This window comes from Janthinobacterium sp. C22, assembly GCF_057919405.1.
Genome location: NZ_CP193659.1, coordinates 444,895 through 461,825, shown reverse-complemented (window position 1 = coordinate 461,825; position 16,931 = coordinate 444,895). Strand labels below are relative to the sequence as shown.

Here is a 16,931-nt window from a genome sequence, read left to right as displayed (position 1 = left end):
AAACCGTAGCGAGCAAGCCCAATGCCGGGTTGAGTAGCGGAACCGTACTTTATGTACGGTGAGCAACGCCGACCCGGAAGTGGGCTGCGCAGTAGGTTTTCAGTGCTTGCCTCCCAAGCGTTTGTATTCGCCTACGCCATAGGCCGCGAGGACGATGGACGCGGCCAGCACCAGGTAAAAGCCGATGCCGAACGAGAGCCCCTGCCACACTTGGCCCAGCATTTCGCTGGCCATCTGTTCGGCCATGCGGGCCGCGCGGTTGCCCATGATGCCGCCCATGGCGTTGCCCGCGTCGCTCACGGCGCCCTTGATCTTGATGAACAGCAAGCTGCTGTGGAGGATGATGAACAGCAGCGGCGCGCACTTGCCCAGCGCCGCTTTCGGGTGGCTGCTGGCCATGGTGGCGCAGCAGGCGGCGATGGCCAGCAGGAAGAAAAATTGGGCCGAGGTAAAACCGCTGCCGCCATCGCGGGCAAAGCTCTCCAGGCTGTCCGCGGACAGGCCCAGCAGCTGCCAATAGGTGCGCGAGACGGAGGCGAACAAACGGATGCCGATGGTGTTGAAGATGAAGGCGCCGGCGATCAGCACGCCAAGGCTGGCCAGCACCTGGATGCCGAGCGCCGAGACGGCCCGGCCCCACAGTTGCTGGCCCTTGTCGCGCGCCAGCTTGGCGGCACCGGCCATGTCTTCCTGCGCCAGTTGCTGGGCGGGAATGGCCGTGACGGTGGCGAGGTCGCCGGCATCATCGAAGCGCACGTCGACGACGGCGTTGATGGCGGGCGCCACGTCCGAGCGCCAGTGGGTGGCCACGTCGAAGGCATGCTGGATGCCGGCCACGCTGACGGAACCTTGTCCGCTTGCTTGGTAGGCGAGGATGCGGCCCCGTTGGCCGGTGGTAATGGTTGCTGCCGGGCTGGATGTGTGCATAAGATTTCCCTGGTCACTGTCATGCTGTATTGCATGTACCCACGGATAACGGGGGCAGTTCAGGGAAATCCAAAATTATTTTGAGTTATTTTTTCGGCGGCTGTAATACGTCCTTGGCGGCGCCCTGGTAATCCTTCATCAAGCCCATGAAGGCATCCTGCAGATGGCGGGCCGCATCCTGCGGCGGCGCGCCCGTGCGCCGTGCCAGGTCGAATTTATAGGCGTGGGCGGGGCTGTAGCCGGCCTGCGAAGCGGCGTCCAGCAGCACGCCGGCCCGTTTCAATGACGCCGGATCGCCCTTGACCATCAGCAATTCGGCCAGATAGGTCTGGGCAATCGGAAAATCCTTGGCGGCCGCCTTTTCCAGCCACTGCATGCCCGCCTTCGGCTGTTTGATTCCCGCATCGCCGCCGCCGATGCCGTAGCCGAGGGCCGTCAGCGCCACCAGATCGCCGCCCCGCGCGCGCTTTTCCAGCTGCTGGCGGGGAAACGGCCGGGCCGCGATCTGCATGCGGATTTCATAGTTGATGTCTTGCAGCACATTGCCTGGCCACACCTTGGCACCGAGTGCGGCCGGCTTTTCCACCGCTGGCGCAGGTGCGCGCACGCCGCCCTGTCCTTGAGAGCCGGCCAGCACGCCCGGTGCCGGCGGGCTGATGCCCTTGCCGCTGCCCATGTTCAGCACCAGGCGGGCCGACGTTTCGCCAAATGACACGCGCGGCTTTTGCACGTCGTGCGTCATGGCGGCGACCCTGGCCGCCACTTGCGAGAACACGTCGCTCATCGGCAGACCCGGGGCGTCGAGCGCGTCGAGCAGGGCGCTGGTGTACGGGCTGTTGCGCGAATCGGGCGACCAGAAATCGCGCGCCAGGGCGCCGGGGCCGGCCGAATAGGCGATCACCACGCCCCGTGGCGCTTGCGTGTCGGCAAAGCCGTGGCTGGCCGCGTTGCCGCCGCCAGGGACCATCACGGCGCCGCCGCGCGTATATTCCTGCCGGCAAGCGTCGAGGATCAGCACGGCGCCGCGCGCCCCCGTGCGCTGCAGATCGCCCGCCAGGCTGGAAACGGACACGCCCTGGGCGGCAATGGCGGCGGCGCTGAGTGCATGCATGTTGGCGCCCAGCGGCAACACATAATTGGCTTCGCCCGCCTGGGCGCCGTGGCCTGCGTAAAACACGAGGGCGATATCGGCACCGCGCGCCTGCGTGGAAAACTCGGCCGACGCCTTTTGCAGCTGTTGCGCATTGATGTCCGTGCGCAACAGCACCTCAAAGCCCAGGCGGCGCAGGCGCTCGGCCATGGCGCGCGCATCGTTCACAGGATTCAATAGCGGCTGCGGATAGGCCGCGTTGCCGATCACCAGGGCGATGCGCTTGCCGGGAGCCGCCGGCGCGGCGGCGTGCACGACGTTGCTGAGCAGTAAAAAGAACAGGCTGAAAAACAGGGGAATCAGGCGTTGCATCAGGGTCTCGGGGATTGTCGTGAAAGTAACAAAAGTTAGCGATTTTGACTGTGATATGAGAAAATTGCCTAAATGCATTTTACCTTACTGACAAGTTTCTCTTGTCTGGCCAGCGCATTGCTTGTTTGCCTGTGCGCATCGCCGCCGGCCAGTGGCGCGTGCCGCCCAACACACGATCGGACCGGCTTTGCAATCGGAACAATTTGAACGCATTCATGACTTCTGGACGCGCCGCCAGCGGCTGACACAAGCCGAACTGGGCGAGTTTTACCAGCGCGTCATCGCCGCGCTGACGCCATGCCGCCCGCGCGAGGCGGCCTCGCTCGGCGATTCGCTGGCCGACTTGCGCCACCAGTTCTTCATTGAAAAAGTCCTGCATGGCGACAGCGACGCCGCGCCCCACCACGTCGGCGCCTTGTTCCTGTACTTCAAGCGCTTCATCATCGACCAGTTGCGCAAGCAGCGCGACGACGAGGATGCCGATGCGCAAGAGGGCTGCGACTTGCAATCGCCCGACTCTTATGCGGCGCCGCTGCGCGACTACCAGCTCACGCCGCAGCAAGTGCGCGAGTCGGCCGGCGTGTTTATCGCCACCCTGCCCCGCGATTTGATCTTGCTGCTGCGCCATTGCGGCTGTGGCGGCATGCCCGTCAAGGAACTGGCCGAGCAGATCGCATCCGCGCATTACCACGGCGGAAAATTAGGTCTCGTGCACCGCCAGAAGGGCGATCCCGCCAGCGCGGGACGGCAGATCGTCGAGCCGGCCCACCGCGCCACCTTGCTGGGCAGCTGGGTCTTGAACCTGCTCAAGCTGCGCGTGGGCGATGCCCTGGGTGCGCGCGATATGCAGGCGGCGCAAATAGTTTTGGATATTCTGTGCGTGGCCGCGTTATCCCTGCACATGGACCCCGTGTCCACCTCCCCGAACCCTGATGAAAGGCCACCGGCATGACTGCATTGACGCCCTCGCTGGCCATCGTTGCCGCGCGCCTGCCATCGCCCCCGCCGTCCGCCGAGCTGCTGGACGCGGACGTGGCGGGCACTACCCCCGACTGGCGCGGCATTGCCGTACCGGAACATGTGATGCAAGGCTTTGCGCGCCGCAGCGACGCGGCGCCCCTGGCCGCGCGGCCCATCGCGGGCGGACAGATCCACCTGCTGGCGCGTTGCCCCGGCTTTGGCGCCGTGCTGCTCGACGCCTGGGACAGCACGCGCCAGCGCTGGCGCGGCTGGCTCGTCACGCCAGATGCGTCGTATGCGGATGCCTGCGGCCTCGTGGTCGAGGAGCGCGACGCGCCCGCCGACCCGCGCGCGGGCCTGGTGCTGTGCGACATGCCCGTGACCGTGGCCGTGACGGACCTGGGCGCCTGCCTGGGCGTGTTCAGCCAGGAGCGCCTGCAGGCGGCGCGCTGGCTGGAAACGCATGGCCGCGCCAATGGGGCCACGGCGGCGCCCGGCGTGATCGCCCGCGTGGCCTTGCCCGGCGACGATTACGCCTTGACGGGCACGCCGCTGTCGAGCGAGTTGGGCAAGGATGGTCGCGTGGCCTACCGGCAATTGCTGCGCCAGGGCTTGCAGCAGTTGCAGATCGCTTCGGCCGATGCCGCCGCGCCACAGATGACGCCAATCAAGGCGGCCAATGCGAATCGCTGGCTGAAGATCGTCACCGCCGTGGCCGCCAGCGTGATGGTGGTGCAATCGGCCTGGCTGTTCCTGCCGAAAGACCAGGCTGTCGTCGGCAATGCGGAATTCCGCAATGGTGCTCCACAGCGCAGCGGCGTCGAGACGGGCGTGCGCTTCCGCGTGTTGTTCCGTGCCGACGCCACGGAGGCGGAGATCCGCACCTGGCTGCAGCGCGAGCAACTGGAAATCGTCGCCGGTCCCGATACGCTCGGCGCCTTCACCGTGCTGTCGCGCGACCGCCAGAAAGTCTTGCCGCCGCCAGGCCCGGGCAATCCGCTGGCCGTCATCAATCCCTGAATCCTGAAATAAGAGAAAGTTATCGAGCATGACAACGTATAAGAATTTTGCATCCGCGCACTGGCGCACACTGGCCATGAGCGTGGCCGCCGGCATGCTGTTGGCGGGCTGCGCCATGACGCCGAACGGCCGCGGCGGCGTGATGGTGGGCCTGGATACGGCCGAGCTGTTCGGCACGCCGCTGTCCACCTTCCGCCTGCGCGACGGCACGGAAGGCACCTTGCGCAAGGATCCGCAAGGCAAGTATTCGATCAAGCTGTCGCAGGCGTTTCGCGTCGTGCCGCTGGCCAACGCGATCACGGCCCGCGTGGCGCGCGTGGAGAACGTGGGCGAGCGCACCGTGGTGATCGTCGAAACCCAGGAGCGCGGCTGCGCCTACCGCTATGAAGTGCTGGCGTTCCAGGGCACGGACGTGCTGCAGTGGACGGTCGGCAATTGCAAGGACCGCCCCCGCGTGGAACTGGCGGCGGACGCGAAATCGCTGAATATCGACTTTCCCAACTACAACCGTCTGTCGCGCATGATCTACACGGACAACCGCCTGCTCAACGCCAGCGTGGCCGTGCCGCCCGGCGTCGATACGCGCGCCCAGCCGTTTGCCGACGACGCCTTGCGCGCTACCGGCCCCGTCATTACGACTTTCCCGGCTGGCGACGGCAGCGGCCGCGTGATTCCCGCCCCGCCGGCCGCCGCTCCGGCCCCGGCCGCCGCGCCGAAAACGGGCAGCCGCGCCAGCGCCAAGCCGCGCCGCCAGGAGACCCCGGCCAGGGCGGCGGCGCCCGCCATCAGCCTGCCGGCCCCGCGCAGCGCGGCGGCTGCCCCTGCGGCGCCGATGATCTTCCAGGCTGAAGAGATCAAGCCCGTCGTCATCGATCTGAGGAAATAAGATGGCCGCGAGTCTGCGCAGTCTGCAAATCCGACAGACCTTGATCCTGATCGTCCTGACGATCATTTATTTGTGCTGCGAGCTGGGCTTCAATGCCCGTTTGCTCGACGTGGTGGGTGGCGACGTCAAGCCGCACGACGTGGAGGGCGTGGAATTCTATGGCCGCAGCCTGTCGGGCATCGCCGCCGCGCTGGTGGTGCTGCAGCTGATGTGGCGCCGCCGCCTGAAGAACAATGGCAGCGGCCCCAGCTGGAAAAAGATCGTCTTCTGTTGCGTCGCCACGGCCGCGGTCGTGTTCGGCATTCTGAAGACGACCGTCACGGTGCTGGTGGAAACGCGCGATGCGCAATTTCGCCGCCTGGCCTTCAACACCACCCTGATGCAGCGCTCGCTGGTGGGCGGCAGCCTGCAATTGCAGGGCCTGGTCGATGATGCCACCCTGTTTGCCAAGCCCGAAGGCAAGGCTTTCCTTGCCCTGTTCCCGTTCCTGGCCGTCTCGGTGGGCCACCTCGACGAGCGCATGGAGCCGGCCAAGGAGCAGTTGATCAATTTTAATGTCCGCAAGATCGCCGGCGGCGCGGCCGGCTACTATGACAAGTACCAGCAGGCGATCGGCGAAGTGCATGACAAGTGGAAATTGTATTCGGGTATCATTCCCGACGACGATGCGGGCTTGCGCCAGCAGCAGGAATCGGCGTGGAACGATTACCGGCAAAGCCTGTCGCGCCACGGCTGGCAGCCGCATTCCGTGCCGGCGCGGCGCAAGGCGGCCGTGGTCAACAATGTGCGCAAGAAGGTGCCCGTGTCGGCCAACTGGCATCCGGCCGACCAGATTTCGTTCCGCCTGGCCGTCAAGCGCCGCTATGCGTCGGAAGCGGCCGGCAAGGGGTTGACTATCAAGGGCGACCGCATTCCGCCCGGCCTGTCCTTCCCCGCCTTCGTGGCGCGCCCCGGCATCCAGGCCGTGCTGCGAGACGGGCCGGACGGCGGCGACGGCAGCGAAGCGAGCAAGGGCTTGCGGCTGCCGAAGGGCGCCGTGGTGCAGGACGCGTATGCGAGCCCGGCCGAGTTCAGCCGCCTGTTCGACCAGTTCGCCGCGCGCCAGACGGCGGAAAAGCTGGTGGAATACCGCGCCAGCCGCAGCGACTTCGAAGTGCATGGCAAGTATTATGCGGAGGGCAAGGAAGCGGCGCGCGCGGCCATCGTGCCGCCCGTCGCCCTGTTTTTCTCGCTGCTGGGCGCCATCGGCCACTTTTCGAAACTGCTGTACCTGATCGCCACCGTGGGCTTGCTGGTGCTGGCGGCGCGCCGGGGCGAGCAGGCGGGCGCCGATGGCCAGCTGAGCCGCCGTTCCGCCTGGATCGCCACGGGCGTGCTGGCCGGCGCCTTCCTGGGCACCTGGGGCATCTTCAGCCTGTTGGACAACAATGTCACGAAGAGCGAGCTGTTCCGCCAGATGCTGGACTGGAACCGCCAGGCCGACGGCGACAGCACGCGCTGGCAAATCGCCGGCAAGGGCTTGCTGGCCAATATCACGCACGTCGTGGCGGTGGGGCAGGGCTACAGCTACCCCGTCAACGAAGCGATCCGCATCAATATTTTGCAGGGACTCGAATATGGTTATCACCCGGAAAAAAATAAGGCGGCCGCCCTGGCCTTGCTGCTGTGCATGGCCAGCACGGCCGTCCAGGCCGACTGCCTGGGCATGAAGGTGCATGCCCACCGTGGCGCCGGCAATGCGCCGGAAAACTCGCTGAGCGCGCTGCGCAACACGTATTTCGGCACCTGGGACGGCGTCGAGACGGATTTGCAGCTGCTGGGCGACGGCAGCTGGGTGGTGCACCATGACCTGCTGACGGGCCGGGTCGTCGACACGGGATCGCCCCGCACCGTGAAACAGTTGACGGCCGACGACTGGCGCGCCGCCAGCATGAAGAACCGCGGCGCGGCCACGCCGGAAACGCCGCCCTTCGTCAGCGATGTGGCCGACCTGGCCACGGCTTTTCCGGGCAAGACCCTGAATGCGGAAATCAAGGATGTCGTGGCCTCGTGCGCGCCGATCGCCACCCTGGTGGGGCAGTTGCGCGCCAACATCAAGCATGGCAACTGGTTTTTGACCTCGGGCGTGCCGAACAACCTCGCCTGTGCGCGCCGCGCCGATCCGCAGGGCTACCTGGGCCTGCTCGTGTTTGACGCGCGCAATGCGCAGGCGGCCGGCACCAACCGGGTCAGCCGCTATATCGCGAAAAATGCCCGTCCGCCCAAGCTGGACAAGCCCTGGCTGCAGCGCGTGCAGCAGCAGATCGGCATGCCCGTCGGCGTGCACGTGGACGCGCGCAGCCTGGACGCCAATCCCAGGCTGCTGGACGATGCGGCTGGTCTGAGCATGCCCGTCTTCGTCTACGCCGTCGATGGCGACTCGGCCCTGGCCGCCTCGCTGCTGCGCGCCCAGCAGCGCAGCCACCGCCTGCCCAGCGGCGTCATTCTTGACGGCAATCCCGAGACGTTTTGCGCGATGATGAAATAAGTTGTCGCTGCTTTGCGAGGCGCCGGTTTTGCCGTGCAGCAGAGCGCCTTGCCACCCCAGAAATTGCAGCGTCCAACGGCCCGTACAGGGCCGTTTTTTGCACATCTTTTGCGCATCGCAGCATCGATAATGTTTGCATCGCACGCCCGACTGGCCTATAAATGTAATCGATTACATTTTATGTGAAACCCCCATGCCGCCAGCCGTCCCGTCTTCCTTGCCGACAGAAACCGTCTCCATCAGCGCCGTCGCCGCGCATGCGGGCGTGTCGGTGGCCACCGTCTCGCGCGTGATGAACGAGCAGGCCGGGGTGCGGGCGCCCACGCGCGACAAGGTGCTGGCGTCCGTGGCCGCGCTCGGCTACCGCATGAACCACCTGGCGCGCAGCCTGCGCACGGCCGAGAGCCGCATGCTGCTCACCATGGTGCCCGACGTGGGCAACCCCTTCTATGCGCAGATCGTGCGCGGCATCGATACGGTGGCGCGTGAGCACGGCTACTTCGTCTTGCTGTGCGACACGGGCGCCGATGCGGGCCGCGAGCGTTCCTACTTCGACCTGCTGCGCATGCACCGCGCCGATGGCGCCATCTGCCTGGACCCGGACACGGTGCAGCATGCCTTGTCGCATGAATCCGTCAGCCTGCCGTGGGTGGCGTGCTGCGAATTCGACCCCGCCGTGGCCGTGCCCTATGTCGGCATCGACAACCACCGGGCCGCGTCGGACGCCGTCGCGCACCTGCTGTCGCGCGGCCACACGCGCATCGGCCTGATCAATTCTGACGAACGCTATCTGTATGCGCGGCAACGCCAGCAAGGCTATCTGGACACCCTGGCGGGGGCCGGCCTGCCCGTGCGGCCGCAGTGGGTGCACACGGTGCAAAGCCTCGACTATGAAGCGGGCACGGCCGCCACCTTGCGCATGATGGCGGGGCCCGATGCGCCGACGGCCATCTTTGCCGTCTCCGACACCCTGGCCATCGGCGTGCTGAGCGCGCTGCGCCAGCTGAACAAGCGCGTGCCCGAGGACGTGGCCGTGATCGGCTTCGACGATATCGCCATCGCCGCGCAGATCGACCCGGGATTGACCACCATCGCGCAGCCGATGTGCGAGCTGGGAGAGACGGCGGCGCGCTTGCTGCTGCAGCGGCTGGCGGACCCGGCGGCACAGGTGCCGGGCGTGCTGCTGGAACATAACTTGGTCTTGCGAGGGAGTGCATAGTGAGCGTTGCCGTCGGTTTCGAGGGGGTGTGCAAGGATTTCGGCCCCGTGCGCGTCTTGCATGGCGTCAGTTTTACCCTGTCGCCCGGGCGCGTGTATGGTTTGCTGGGCGAAAATGGCGCCGGCAAGTCGACCCTGATGAAAATCCTCGCCGGCTACGAGGGCGTGAGCGAAGGCCAGCTGCTGATCGATGGCCAGCCCCGGCGCTTTGCCAGTTCGCGCGCGGCGGAGTCCGCCGGCATCGTGCTGATCCACCAGGAATTCAACCTGGCCGAACACCTGACGGTGGCGCAGAACATGTTCCTCGGCCATGAAAAGACGCGCGGCTGGCTGCTCGACGAGGCCGCCATGCGCGAGGAAGCGTCGCGCTACCTGAAACAGGTGGGGCTGGACGTCTCGCCCGACACCAAAATACGCGACCTGATCGTTGCAGAAAAACAGCTGGTGGAAATCGCCAAGGCCCTGTCGCGCCGCGCCCGCTTTTTGATCATGGACGAGCCGACGGCCACCCTGACGTCGTCGGAAACCCAGCGTTTGTTCGCCGTGATGGCGCAGCTCAAAAGCGATGGCGTCACCATCTTGTATATCTCGCACAAGCTCGACGAAGTGGAGCGCAATACGGATGAGGTCATCGTCATGCGCGACGGGCGTTTCGTCACGCGCGAGCCGACGGCCAGCCTCACGCGCCAGCAGATGGCGAACCTGATGGTGGGGCGCGAATTGTCCGACATGTTCCCCGCGAAAGTGCCGCTGGCGCCCGATGCCCCGATCCTGCTGAAGGTCGATGGCTTGAGCGTGCCCGGCTGGGCGAAAGCGCTGTCGTTCGAGGTGCGTGCGGGCGAAGTGCTGGGCTTTGCGGGCCTGGTGGGCGCGGGGCGCACGGAATCGTTTGAAGCGCTGCTGGGCTTGCGCCCGCGCAGCGCGGGCACGATCCATCTGAATGGCCAGCCCGTGGATATCCGTAGCCCCAAGCAAGCGATGCAGCACGGCATGACCTACCTGAGCGAAGACCGCAAGGGAAAAGGCTTGCACGTGAACCTGGGCTTGCGCGAAAACCTCACGATGATGACGATGGAGCGCTATGCGCGGCCGTGGCTCGATGTGAAGGGCGAGAAGCAGGCGCTGGCCAGGGCCGTGGAGGATTTCAATATCCGCACGGGCGACCTCGACAGCCGCGCGCGCATGCTGTCCGGCGGCAATCAGCAAAAGCTGGCGCTGGCCAAATACCTGCATTCGGACCCCCGCGTCGTCGTGCTCGATGAGCCGAGCCGCGGCGTGGACGTGGGCGCCAAGCGCGACATTTACTTTTTGATTCACCGCCTGGCCGCCGAAGGGCGCGCCGTAATCGTGATTTCATCGGAACTGATCGAATTGATCGGCCTGTGCCACCGGGTCGCCGTGATGCGCGCCGGCACCCTGCAAGCCACCCTGTCTGCTGACCACCTGACCGAAGAGGAGTTGATTGCCCATGCAACCGGCACGCACTGACACCACCGTATCCCCAATCTCCCGATTCGGCGCGCGCATCAAGGGTTTCGGCCCCGTGCTGGGCTTGTTATCGCTGTGCATCGCGGGCACCTTGCTCAACGGCGACTTCGCCACCCTCGATAACCTGATGAACGTGCTCACGCGCACGGCCTTCATCGGCATCATCGCCGTCGGCATGACCTTCGTCATCATCTCGGGCGGCATCGATTTATCGGTCGGCTCCATGGCGGCCCTGATCGCCGGTTGCATGATCTATTTCATGAATGCGCTGGCGCAAGGCGCTGGGGGCAACCTGGCGCCGATCACCATGGTGGTGCTGGGCATTGCCATGGCCCTGGTCTTGGGCGCCGGTTTCGGCCTGATGCACGGCTTGTTGATCAGCAAGGGCAATATCGAACCGTTCATCGTCACCCTGGGCACGCTGGGCATCTTCCGCGCCGTGCTGACGTACCTGGCCGACGGCGGCGCGCTGACCCTGGACGCCACCCTGTCCGAGCTGTACAGCCCCGTCTACTACACGAGCGTGCTGGGCGCGCCGATCCCGATCTGGATCTTCCTGTTCGTCGCCGCGGCCGGCGCCATCATATTGAACCGCACCACGTTCGGCCGCCACGTGCAGGCGATTGGTTCCAACGAGCAAGTGGCGCGCTATGCGGCCATCCATGTCGACAGGGTGAAAATCGCCACCTACATGCTGCTGGGCGTCTGCGTGGGCATCGCCACGGTGCTCTACGTGCCGCGCCTGGGCTCGGCCACGCCGACGACGGGCTTGCTGTGGGAACTCGAAGCGATCGCCGCCGTCGTCGTGGGCGGCACCGCGCTGAAGGGCGGCGAAGGGCGCATCGTCGGCACCGTCATCGGCGCCATCCTGCTGTCCGTGATCAGCAATATCCTGAATTTGACCAGCATCATCAGTGTCTACCTGAATGCCGCAGTACAAGGCGTGGTGATCATCGCCGTCGCCTTCCTGCAGCGAGGCCGCAAATAAAAACACAGCGGCGTTCTGAACGGGCGGCCAACGGGCGCCCACAACCTTGGAGGAGAGCAGCATGAAGAGCTTTATACGGGTAGCAGGGATGGCAGTGCTGGTGATGCAGGCGTGGGCGCTGCCGATGGGGCCGGCGCAGGCCGCTGACAAGCTCGTCGTCGGCGTGGCCATCCCCACGGCCACGCACAGTTTTACCTCGGGCATCGTGTGGTGGGCGAACCAGGCCAAGGCGGAACTCGAGAAAGCCCATCCGGGGCTGAAAATCATCGTCAAGACGGCCGCCACAGCGCCCGAGCAGGCGAACCAGCTGCAGGATATGTTGACGGTGAACAAGATCAACACCCTGGTGATCTTCCCCATCGAATCGGCCTCGCTGACGCAGCCCGTGGCGCAGGTGAAAAGCAAGGGCGTGTACGTGACGGTGGTGGACCGCGGCTTGACGAACACGCAGTCGCAGGATGCGTACATCGCGGGCGACAACACGGCCTTCGGCAAGCTGCCGGCCGAATACCTGGCGAAAAGTTTACATGGCAAGGGCAATATCGTCGTGTTGCGCGGCATGCCGACCACCCTCGACAATGAGCGCTTTGACGCCTTTTCCGCCGTGATGAAGGGCCATCCCGACATCAAGGTGCTCGACGCCAAGTACGGCAACTGGAACCGCGACGATGCCTTCAAGGTCATGCAGGATTATCTGACCCGCTTCAAGCACATCGACGCCGTCTGGGCCGCCGATGACGACATGGCCATCGGCGTGCAGAAGGCCATCGCGCAAGCCAAGCGCACGGACATCAAGCAGGTGTTCGGCGGCGCGGGCGCGAAGGGCGCGGTGAAAAAGATCATGGACGGTTCCGACCCGCTGATCGTGGCCGACGTGTCGTACTCGCCGAAGTTCATGTACGACGCCATCAAGCTGACGACGGAAGCGCGCCTGAAAGGTGATAAATTGCCGGCCAACACGATCATCCCCTCGGTGCTGATCACACGCGAGAACGCCAAGCAGTTTTACTTTCCGAACTCGCCTTTTTAAATTCTGGGGTCAGACCCCCTCGCCCGCCAGCAATGACCTTTGCGTTAGCGGCATTGAGGGTCTGACCCCGGCTTTCTCCAACAGGACATTGACATGAAAACCATCCAGGGCCCGGCCATTTTCCTGGCCCAGTTTCTCGGCGACGAGCCGCCGTTCGACTCGCTCGAGCACCTGGCGCAATGGGCGGCCGGCCTGGGCTACAAGGGCTTGCAGCTGCCGACGGCGCCGCGCTTGTTCGACCTGGAACAAGCGGCCAACAGCCAGCAGTACTGCGACGACGTGGTCGCCTTGCTGGCGCGCCACGGCTTGCAGGTGACGGAATTGTCGACGCATTTGCAGGGCCAGCTGATCGCCGTGCATCCGGCCTATGACGCGCTGTTCGACGGCTTTGCGCCAGAACAAGTCCGCGGTGATCCTGCCGCGCGCACGGCCTGGGCCACACAGCAGCTGCTGTGGGCGGCCACCGCCTCGCAGCGCCTGGGGTTGACGGCGCACGTGACGTTTTCCGGCGCGCTGGCCTGGCCGTATCTGTACCCGTGGCCGCAGCGCCCCGCCGGGCTGGTGGAAACGGCGTTCGCCGAACTGGCGAAACGCTGGCTGCCCATCCTCGACGCGTTTGACGCGGCCGGCGTGGACCTCTGCTATGAACTGCATCCGGGCGAGGACTTGCACGATGGCGTGACCTTCGAGCGCTTCCTGGCCGCCGTCCACGATCACCCGCGCGCATCGATTCTGTACGACCCCAGTCACTTCGTGCTGCAGCAGCTCGATTACCTGGCGTTCATCGACATTTATCATGCGCGCATCAAGGCCTTCCACGTAAAAGATGCGGAATTCCGGCCGAACGGGCGCCAGGGCGTGTATGGCGGCTATGGCGACTGGCAAGACCGGGCCGGACGCTTCCGCTCGCTCGGCGACGGGCAGATCGATTTCAAGGCGATTTTCTCGAAGATGGCGCAGTACGACTTTCCCGGCTGGGCCGTGCTGGAATGGGAATGTTGTTTGAAACATCCGGAGGATGGCGCGGCCGAAGGGGCGCGCTTCATCCGCGATCACATCATCCACGTGGCCGAACGCGCGTTCGACGATTTCGCGGGCAGCGCGGTTGACCAGGGGCAGATCAACCATTTGTTGGGCTTGAAATAAGGAAACGACATGCAGCGACGCTTACGGCTGGGCATGGTAGGGGGCGGGCAGGGCGCATTCATCGGCGCCGTGCACCGCATCGCGGCGCGCATCGACGACCAATACGAACTGGTGGCGGGCGCCCTGTCGTCCGACCCGCAGCGCGCGCGCGACAGCGGCGCCGCGCTGCATCTTTCTCCGGAGCGTTGCTACAGCGATTACCGCGCCATGGCGCAGGCGGAAAGCGCGCGCGCCGATGGCATCGAGGCGGTGGCCATCGTCACGCCGAATCATTTGCATGCGCCCGTCGCCACGGCGTTCATGGAAGCGGGCATCCACGTGATCTGCGACAAGCCGCTGGGGATTTCTCTGGCGGAAGGTCAGGCGCTGGCCACGCTGGCAGAGCGGAAAAACCTGCTGTTTGCGCTCACGCATACCTACAGCGGTTATCCGCTGCTGCGCCACGCGAAAGCGATGGTCGAGGCGGGCGAGATCGGCGAGCTGCGCCTCGTGCAAGTGGAATATTCGCAGGACTGGCTGGCCGACGCCATCGCGGCGGGTGGCATGAACGAGGGCAACTGGCATAACGACCCGCACAAGGCGGGACCGGGCGGTACCCTGCTCGACGTGGGGCTGCACGCGTATCACCTGGCGCAGTTCGTCAGCGGCCTGACGCCGCACGCCGTGCTGGCGGAACTGTCGACATTCGTTCCACATCGCACCCTGGACGACCACGTGCAGGTGATGCTGCGCTATGCCAACGGTGCCAAGGGCACCCTGTGGGCCAGCCAGGTGGCGACCGGTTGCGAAAACACGGTGCGTTTGCGCCTGTTCGGCAGCAAGGCGCAGCTGGACTTCGACCAGGAACAACCTAATGAGCTGTGGTTCACGCCGCAGGGCGGCAACCGCCAGCTGCTGCGCCCGGGCCGGGTCGACAGCGCGGCCGCGCGCCACGCCACGCGCGTGCCGGCCGGCCATCCGGAAGGGTACCTGGAAGCGTTCGCCCAGCTGTACCTCGATGCTGCCTTGGCCATCCGTGCCCTGCAGGCGGGAGCTGCCGTGCCCAAGGAAGCCAGCTGGCTGCCGACGGTGGCCGATGGCGTGGCGGGCCTGGCCTTTGCCGAGGCCGTGCTGCGCAGCCATGCGCAGGGCGGTAGTTGGACCACCCTGGCGGACTGTTAAACTGGGCGCATGAGCGCGCCCCTGACCGTCACCACCTTTACCGTCACCATCGTCCCGAAAGGCTGGCAATTCCCGGCCGAAGCGGGCACCACCGTGCTGGCCGCCGCCGAGCTGGCCGGCATCCGCCTGCTCAGTTCCTGCCGCAACGGCACTTGCCGCACCTGCCTGTGCCATATGCCCGATGGAAAGATACGCTACACGGTGGACTGGCCCGGCATCAGCCCCGATGAACGGCTCGACGGCTATATTCTTCCCTGCGTGGCCGTGGCCGAGAGCGACCTCACCTTGCAGGCACGGGCCGTGCGCAAGTAAAGCGTTGCTGTGAGTATCCGTTAGATTTTGACAATGTTTCCCATGTTATAGCATTCAGTCCAGGTTTCCAGCACACCTCCATTGGGGAGGAAATGAAACCTCAACATGGACATTGCATGCGCACATTATTCCCTTCCTTGTGGCAGGCCGCCGCATTGCCGCTCGCCATCATGACTACCTTGTCCGCCTGTGGCGGCGGTTCCGGCAGCGCCGTTGGCGTGCCGCCTGGCTTGCAGGAAAAACCGGGCATGACGCTGGCGGAGGTGAGCGGCAGCTGCACGGCCCAGCCTGGCGCCACCTGCGATGATATTCGCGTGACAGTGCGCCTGGCCGATGGCGTGAGCGATGCGCGTCCCCAGCCGCAGGAAAAACCCGCCAGCGGCACGGCGCTCGTGCTGCAGGCGGCCGACCGCCAAAAGCAGGCCGATGGCAGCTGGCGGCTGACGTTCAAAACGGTGCCTGGCCTGCTTCCCGGCGAGTACACGGGCAAGATCGAGCTGTCCTTGCCCGCCACGGCAGGCCTGTACAAGACGGAAAGCATGGATTACAAGGTCACTGTCGCGCCGCTCGCCGGCAGCATGGGCGCCTTGCACGCCCTGCCCGGCGTGGGCGACTGGGAAGGCGTGAATGGCAATGCCGCGCATACGGGCCTGGTGCCGGCCACCTTCGACAGCCGCCGCTTCACGCGCCGCTGGACCTGGCTGGGCGCCAGCTCTCCGCGCGCGGTCGTCGGCAGTCCCGTGGTGACGGCCAACGGCCTCGTGTATGTCAGCCAGCAATCCGCCGCGCCGGTGGAAGGCAGCAGCAAATATGTGACCACGTCGACGGTGACGGCGCTGAGCGAGAGCGACAGTCAGGCGCGCTGGACGCAGTCGCTCACGTCGGACGGTTACCTGGGCGCGCCGGCCGTTTCGGGCGGCAAGCTGGCCATGGCGGGCAGCGATACCGCGTATGTCTTTGACGCGCTCACTGGTGGCGCGCCGCTCGGCGTGCGTCCGCCGAATACGAATGGCGCACTGCTGGGTGTTTCCCTGGCGACGGCGCCCACCTTTTGGGCGGCAATGTCTACCTGGGCGGGAATAACGACGTGAGCGCCATCGGTGCGGCGACGGGCCAGACACGCTGGTCTGCCAGCCTGGGCTTGTCCAAGCTGGGCAATGTCGATGACTGGACACCCGCCGTCAATGCGAGCACGGTGTACAGCCATGCGGCAGGGACATTGACGGCGTTCAATATCGCCGATGGCACGACGCGCTTCAGGGTGGCGGTGCCGGGCCAGGTGCTGGGCGGCTTGAACAAGAGCAGCCTGCGCCAGGCGCCCGTGCTGGCTGAGGCGGGCAGCGTGCTGGTGCTCAATCAGCGGCCGCTGGCCGGCGAGGCGGCGGATAACAGCTTGAGCCTGGTTGACGTGGATAGCCGCGCCGTGCGCTGGACGGTGCAGGGGCAGTTCAGCACGCAGCCAGTGGTGGCGCGGGGCGTCGTGTACGTGGGCAACCAGGCCGGCCAGGCGCTCGAAGCGCGCCAGCTCGCTGACGGTGCGCTCCTATGGCGCTGGCCCCTGGATACGGCCCTTGATGGGTATTTTGGCGGCGATCTGATCGTCACGGGCAATCTGCTGTTTGTTGGCGGGCGTAACAATACTTACGCGATCGACCTGGCCAGCCGCAAGACCGTCTGGACCTACCGCATGGGCGGCAGCCTGGCGCTGTCGCGGCATGGCGTGCTGTACATCCGCCAAGGCACGGATTTACCTGGCAGCAGCATGGTGTTGACCGCCATCAACCTGCAATAGCGGCTTGCCGCGCC

Annotated in this window: 15 protein-coding genes; 13 read left to right on the top strand and 2 right to left on the bottom strand. The window is 65.6% G+C overall.

The annotated features are described in order from the left end of the window. Window positions 1–99: 99 nt before the first annotated feature. Both ACRHIG_RS02065 and ACRHIG_RS02060 read right to left on the bottom strand, forming a co-directional pair. Window positions 100–927, bottom strand: a complete 828-nt coding sequence (locus ACRHIG_RS02065) for a hypothetical protein (RefSeq protein WP_489629229.1) — start codon at window positions 925–927, stop codon at window positions 100–102. A gap of 85 nt (window positions 928–1,012) precedes the next feature. After that, window positions 1,013–2,389, bottom strand: a complete 1,377-nt coding sequence (locus ACRHIG_RS02060) for a caspase family protein (protein ID WP_489629228.1) — start codon at window positions 2,387–2,389, stop codon at window positions 1,013–1,015. 187 nt (window positions 2,390–2,576) lie between these two features. Here ACRHIG_RS02060 and ACRHIG_RS02055 point away from each other — a divergent pair, with 187 nt between their 5' ends. The 13 genes from ACRHIG_RS02055 (at window position 2,577) to ACRHIG_RS01995 (ending at window position 16,917) form a co-directional block, all read left to right on the top strand. Beyond that, entirely contained in the window at window positions 2,577–3,341 is a 765-nt protein-coding gene (locus tag ACRHIG_RS02055; RefSeq protein WP_489629227.1) for a hypothetical protein, read from the top strand. Continuing rightward, window positions 3,338–4,369: a hypothetical protein gene (locus ACRHIG_RS02050; protein WP_489629226.1), complete on the top strand. Its 1,032-nt coding sequence runs from the start codon at window positions 3,338–3,340 to the stop codon at window positions 4,367–4,369. The genes ACRHIG_RS02055 and ACRHIG_RS02050 overlap by 4 nt, the downstream gene beginning before the upstream one ends. 76 nt (window positions 4,370–4,445) lie before the next feature. After that, window positions 4,446–5,255 (top strand): hypothetical protein, encoded by an 810-nt coding sequence (locus ACRHIG_RS02045; protein ID WP_489629225.1) that lies wholly within the window; start codon window positions 4,446–4,448, stop codon window positions 5,253–5,255. 1 nt (window position 5,256) lies between these two features. Next, window positions 5,257–7,782 (top strand): glycerophosphodiester phosphodiesterase, encoded by a 2,526-nt coding sequence (locus ACRHIG_RS02040; RefSeq protein ID WP_489629224.1) that lies wholly within the window; start codon window positions 5,257–5,259, stop codon window positions 7,780–7,782. A 193-nt stretch (window positions 7,783–7,975) separates the two neighbouring features. Further along, a complete protein-coding gene (locus tag ACRHIG_RS02035) occupies window positions 7,976–9,001 on the top strand; it encodes a LacI family DNA-binding transcriptional regulator (protein ID WP_489629223.1) in 1,026 nt (341 codons plus the stop codon). After that, on the top strand, window positions 9,001–10,488 hold the full coding sequence (locus tag ACRHIG_RS02030) for a sugar ABC transporter ATP-binding protein (RefSeq protein WP_489629222.1): 1,488 nt from the start codon (window positions 9,001–9,003) through the stop codon (window positions 10,486–10,488). The genes ACRHIG_RS02035 and ACRHIG_RS02030 overlap by 1 nt, the downstream gene beginning before the upstream one ends. Then, window positions 10,469–11,476, top strand: coding sequence for an ABC transporter permease (locus tag ACRHIG_RS02025; RefSeq protein ID WP_489629221.1), 1,008 nt, complete (start codon window positions 10,469–10,471; stop codon window positions 11,474–11,476). Before ACRHIG_RS02030 ends, ACRHIG_RS02025 begins: the two co-directional genes overlap by 20 nt. Before the next feature lie 61 nt (window positions 11,477–11,537). Then, the gene (locus ACRHIG_RS02020) at window positions 11,538–12,506 is read left to right on the top strand and encodes a substrate-binding domain-containing protein (RefSeq protein ID WP_489629220.1); all 969 of its coding nucleotides are present in this window, start codon (window positions 11,538–11,540) and stop codon (window positions 12,504–12,506) included. A gap of 93 nt (window positions 12,507–12,599) precedes the next feature. Next, the gene (locus tag ACRHIG_RS02015; protein ID WP_489629219.1) at window positions 12,600–13,652 is read left to right on the top strand and encodes a sugar phosphate isomerase/epimerase family protein; all 1,053 of its coding nucleotides are present in this window, start codon (window positions 12,600–12,602) and stop codon (window positions 13,650–13,652) included. 9 nt (window positions 13,653–13,661) lie between these two features. Beyond that, window positions 13,662–14,813 (top strand): Gfo/Idh/MocA family protein, encoded by a 1,152-nt coding sequence (locus tag ACRHIG_RS02010; protein ID WP_489629218.1) that lies wholly within the window; start codon window positions 13,662–13,664, stop codon window positions 14,811–14,813. 9 nt (window positions 14,814–14,822) lie between these two features. Next, entirely contained in the window at window positions 14,823–15,125 is a 303-nt protein-coding gene (locus tag ACRHIG_RS02005; RefSeq protein WP_489629217.1) for a 2Fe-2S iron-sulfur cluster-binding protein, read from the top strand. 116 nt (window positions 15,126–15,241) lie between these two features. After that, window positions 15,242–16,216 carry a hypothetical protein gene (locus ACRHIG_RS02000; RefSeq protein WP_489629216.1) on the top strand — a complete coding sequence of 325 codons (975 nt, stop codon included), beginning with the start codon at window positions 15,242–15,244 and terminating at the stop codon, window positions 16,214–16,216. After that, window positions 16,213–16,917, top strand: a complete 705-nt coding sequence (locus ACRHIG_RS01995; RefSeq protein WP_489629215.1) for an outer membrane protein assembly factor BamB family protein — start codon at window positions 16,213–16,215, stop codon at window positions 16,915–16,917. Before ACRHIG_RS02000 ends, ACRHIG_RS01995 begins: the two co-directional genes overlap by 4 nt. Window positions 16,918–16,931: the final 14 nt, after the last annotated feature.

What these genes read in the sequence shown, in the direction of transcription:
- ACRHIG_RS02065 (WP_489629229.1), bottom strand. Translation starts at nt 927, where the DNA reads ATGCACACATCCAGCCCGGCAGCAACCATTACCACCGGCCAACGGGGC.
- ACRHIG_RS02000 (WP_489629216.1), top strand. Translation starts at nt 15,242, where the DNA reads ATGCGCACATTATTCCCTTCCTTGTGGCAGGCCGCCGCATTGCCGCTC.
- ACRHIG_RS02005 (WP_489629217.1), top strand. Translation starts at nt 14,823, where the DNA reads ATGAGCGCGCCCCTGACCGTCACCACCTTTACCGTCACCATCGTCCCG.
- ACRHIG_RS02040 (WP_489629224.1), top strand. Translation starts at nt 5,257, where the DNA reads ATGGCCGCGAGTCTGCGCAGTCTGCAAATCCGACAGACCTTGATCCTG.
- ACRHIG_RS02025 (WP_489629221.1), top strand. Translation starts at nt 10,469, where the DNA reads ATGCAACCGGCACGCACTGACACCACCGTATCCCCAATCTCCCGATTC.
- ACRHIG_RS02010 (WP_489629218.1), top strand. Translation starts at nt 13,662, where the DNA reads ATGCAGCGACGCTTACGGCTGGGCATGGTAGGGGGCGGGCAGGGCGCA.
- ACRHIG_RS02050 (WP_489629226.1), top strand. Translation starts at nt 3,338, where the DNA reads ATGACTGCATTGACGCCCTCGCTGGCCATCGTTGCCGCGCGCCTGCCA.
- ACRHIG_RS02020 (WP_489629220.1), top strand. Translation starts at nt 11,538, where the DNA reads ATGAAGAGCTTTATACGGGTAGCAGGGATGGCAGTGCTGGTGATGCAG.
- ACRHIG_RS02035 (WP_489629223.1), top strand. Translation starts at nt 7,976, where the DNA reads ATGCCGCCAGCCGTCCCGTCTTCCTTGCCGACAGAAACCGTCTCCATC.
- ACRHIG_RS02060 (WP_489629228.1), bottom strand. Translation starts at nt 2,389, where the DNA reads ATGCAACGCCTGATTCCCCTGTTTTTCAGCCTGTTCTTTTTACTGCTC.
- ACRHIG_RS02045 (WP_489629225.1), top strand. Translation starts at nt 4,446, where the DNA reads ATGAGCGTGGCCGCCGGCATGCTGTTGGCGGGCTGCGCCATGACGCCG.
- ACRHIG_RS02015 (WP_489629219.1), top strand. Translation starts at nt 12,600, where the DNA reads ATGAAAACCATCCAGGGCCCGGCCATTTTCCTGGCCCAGTTTCTCGGC.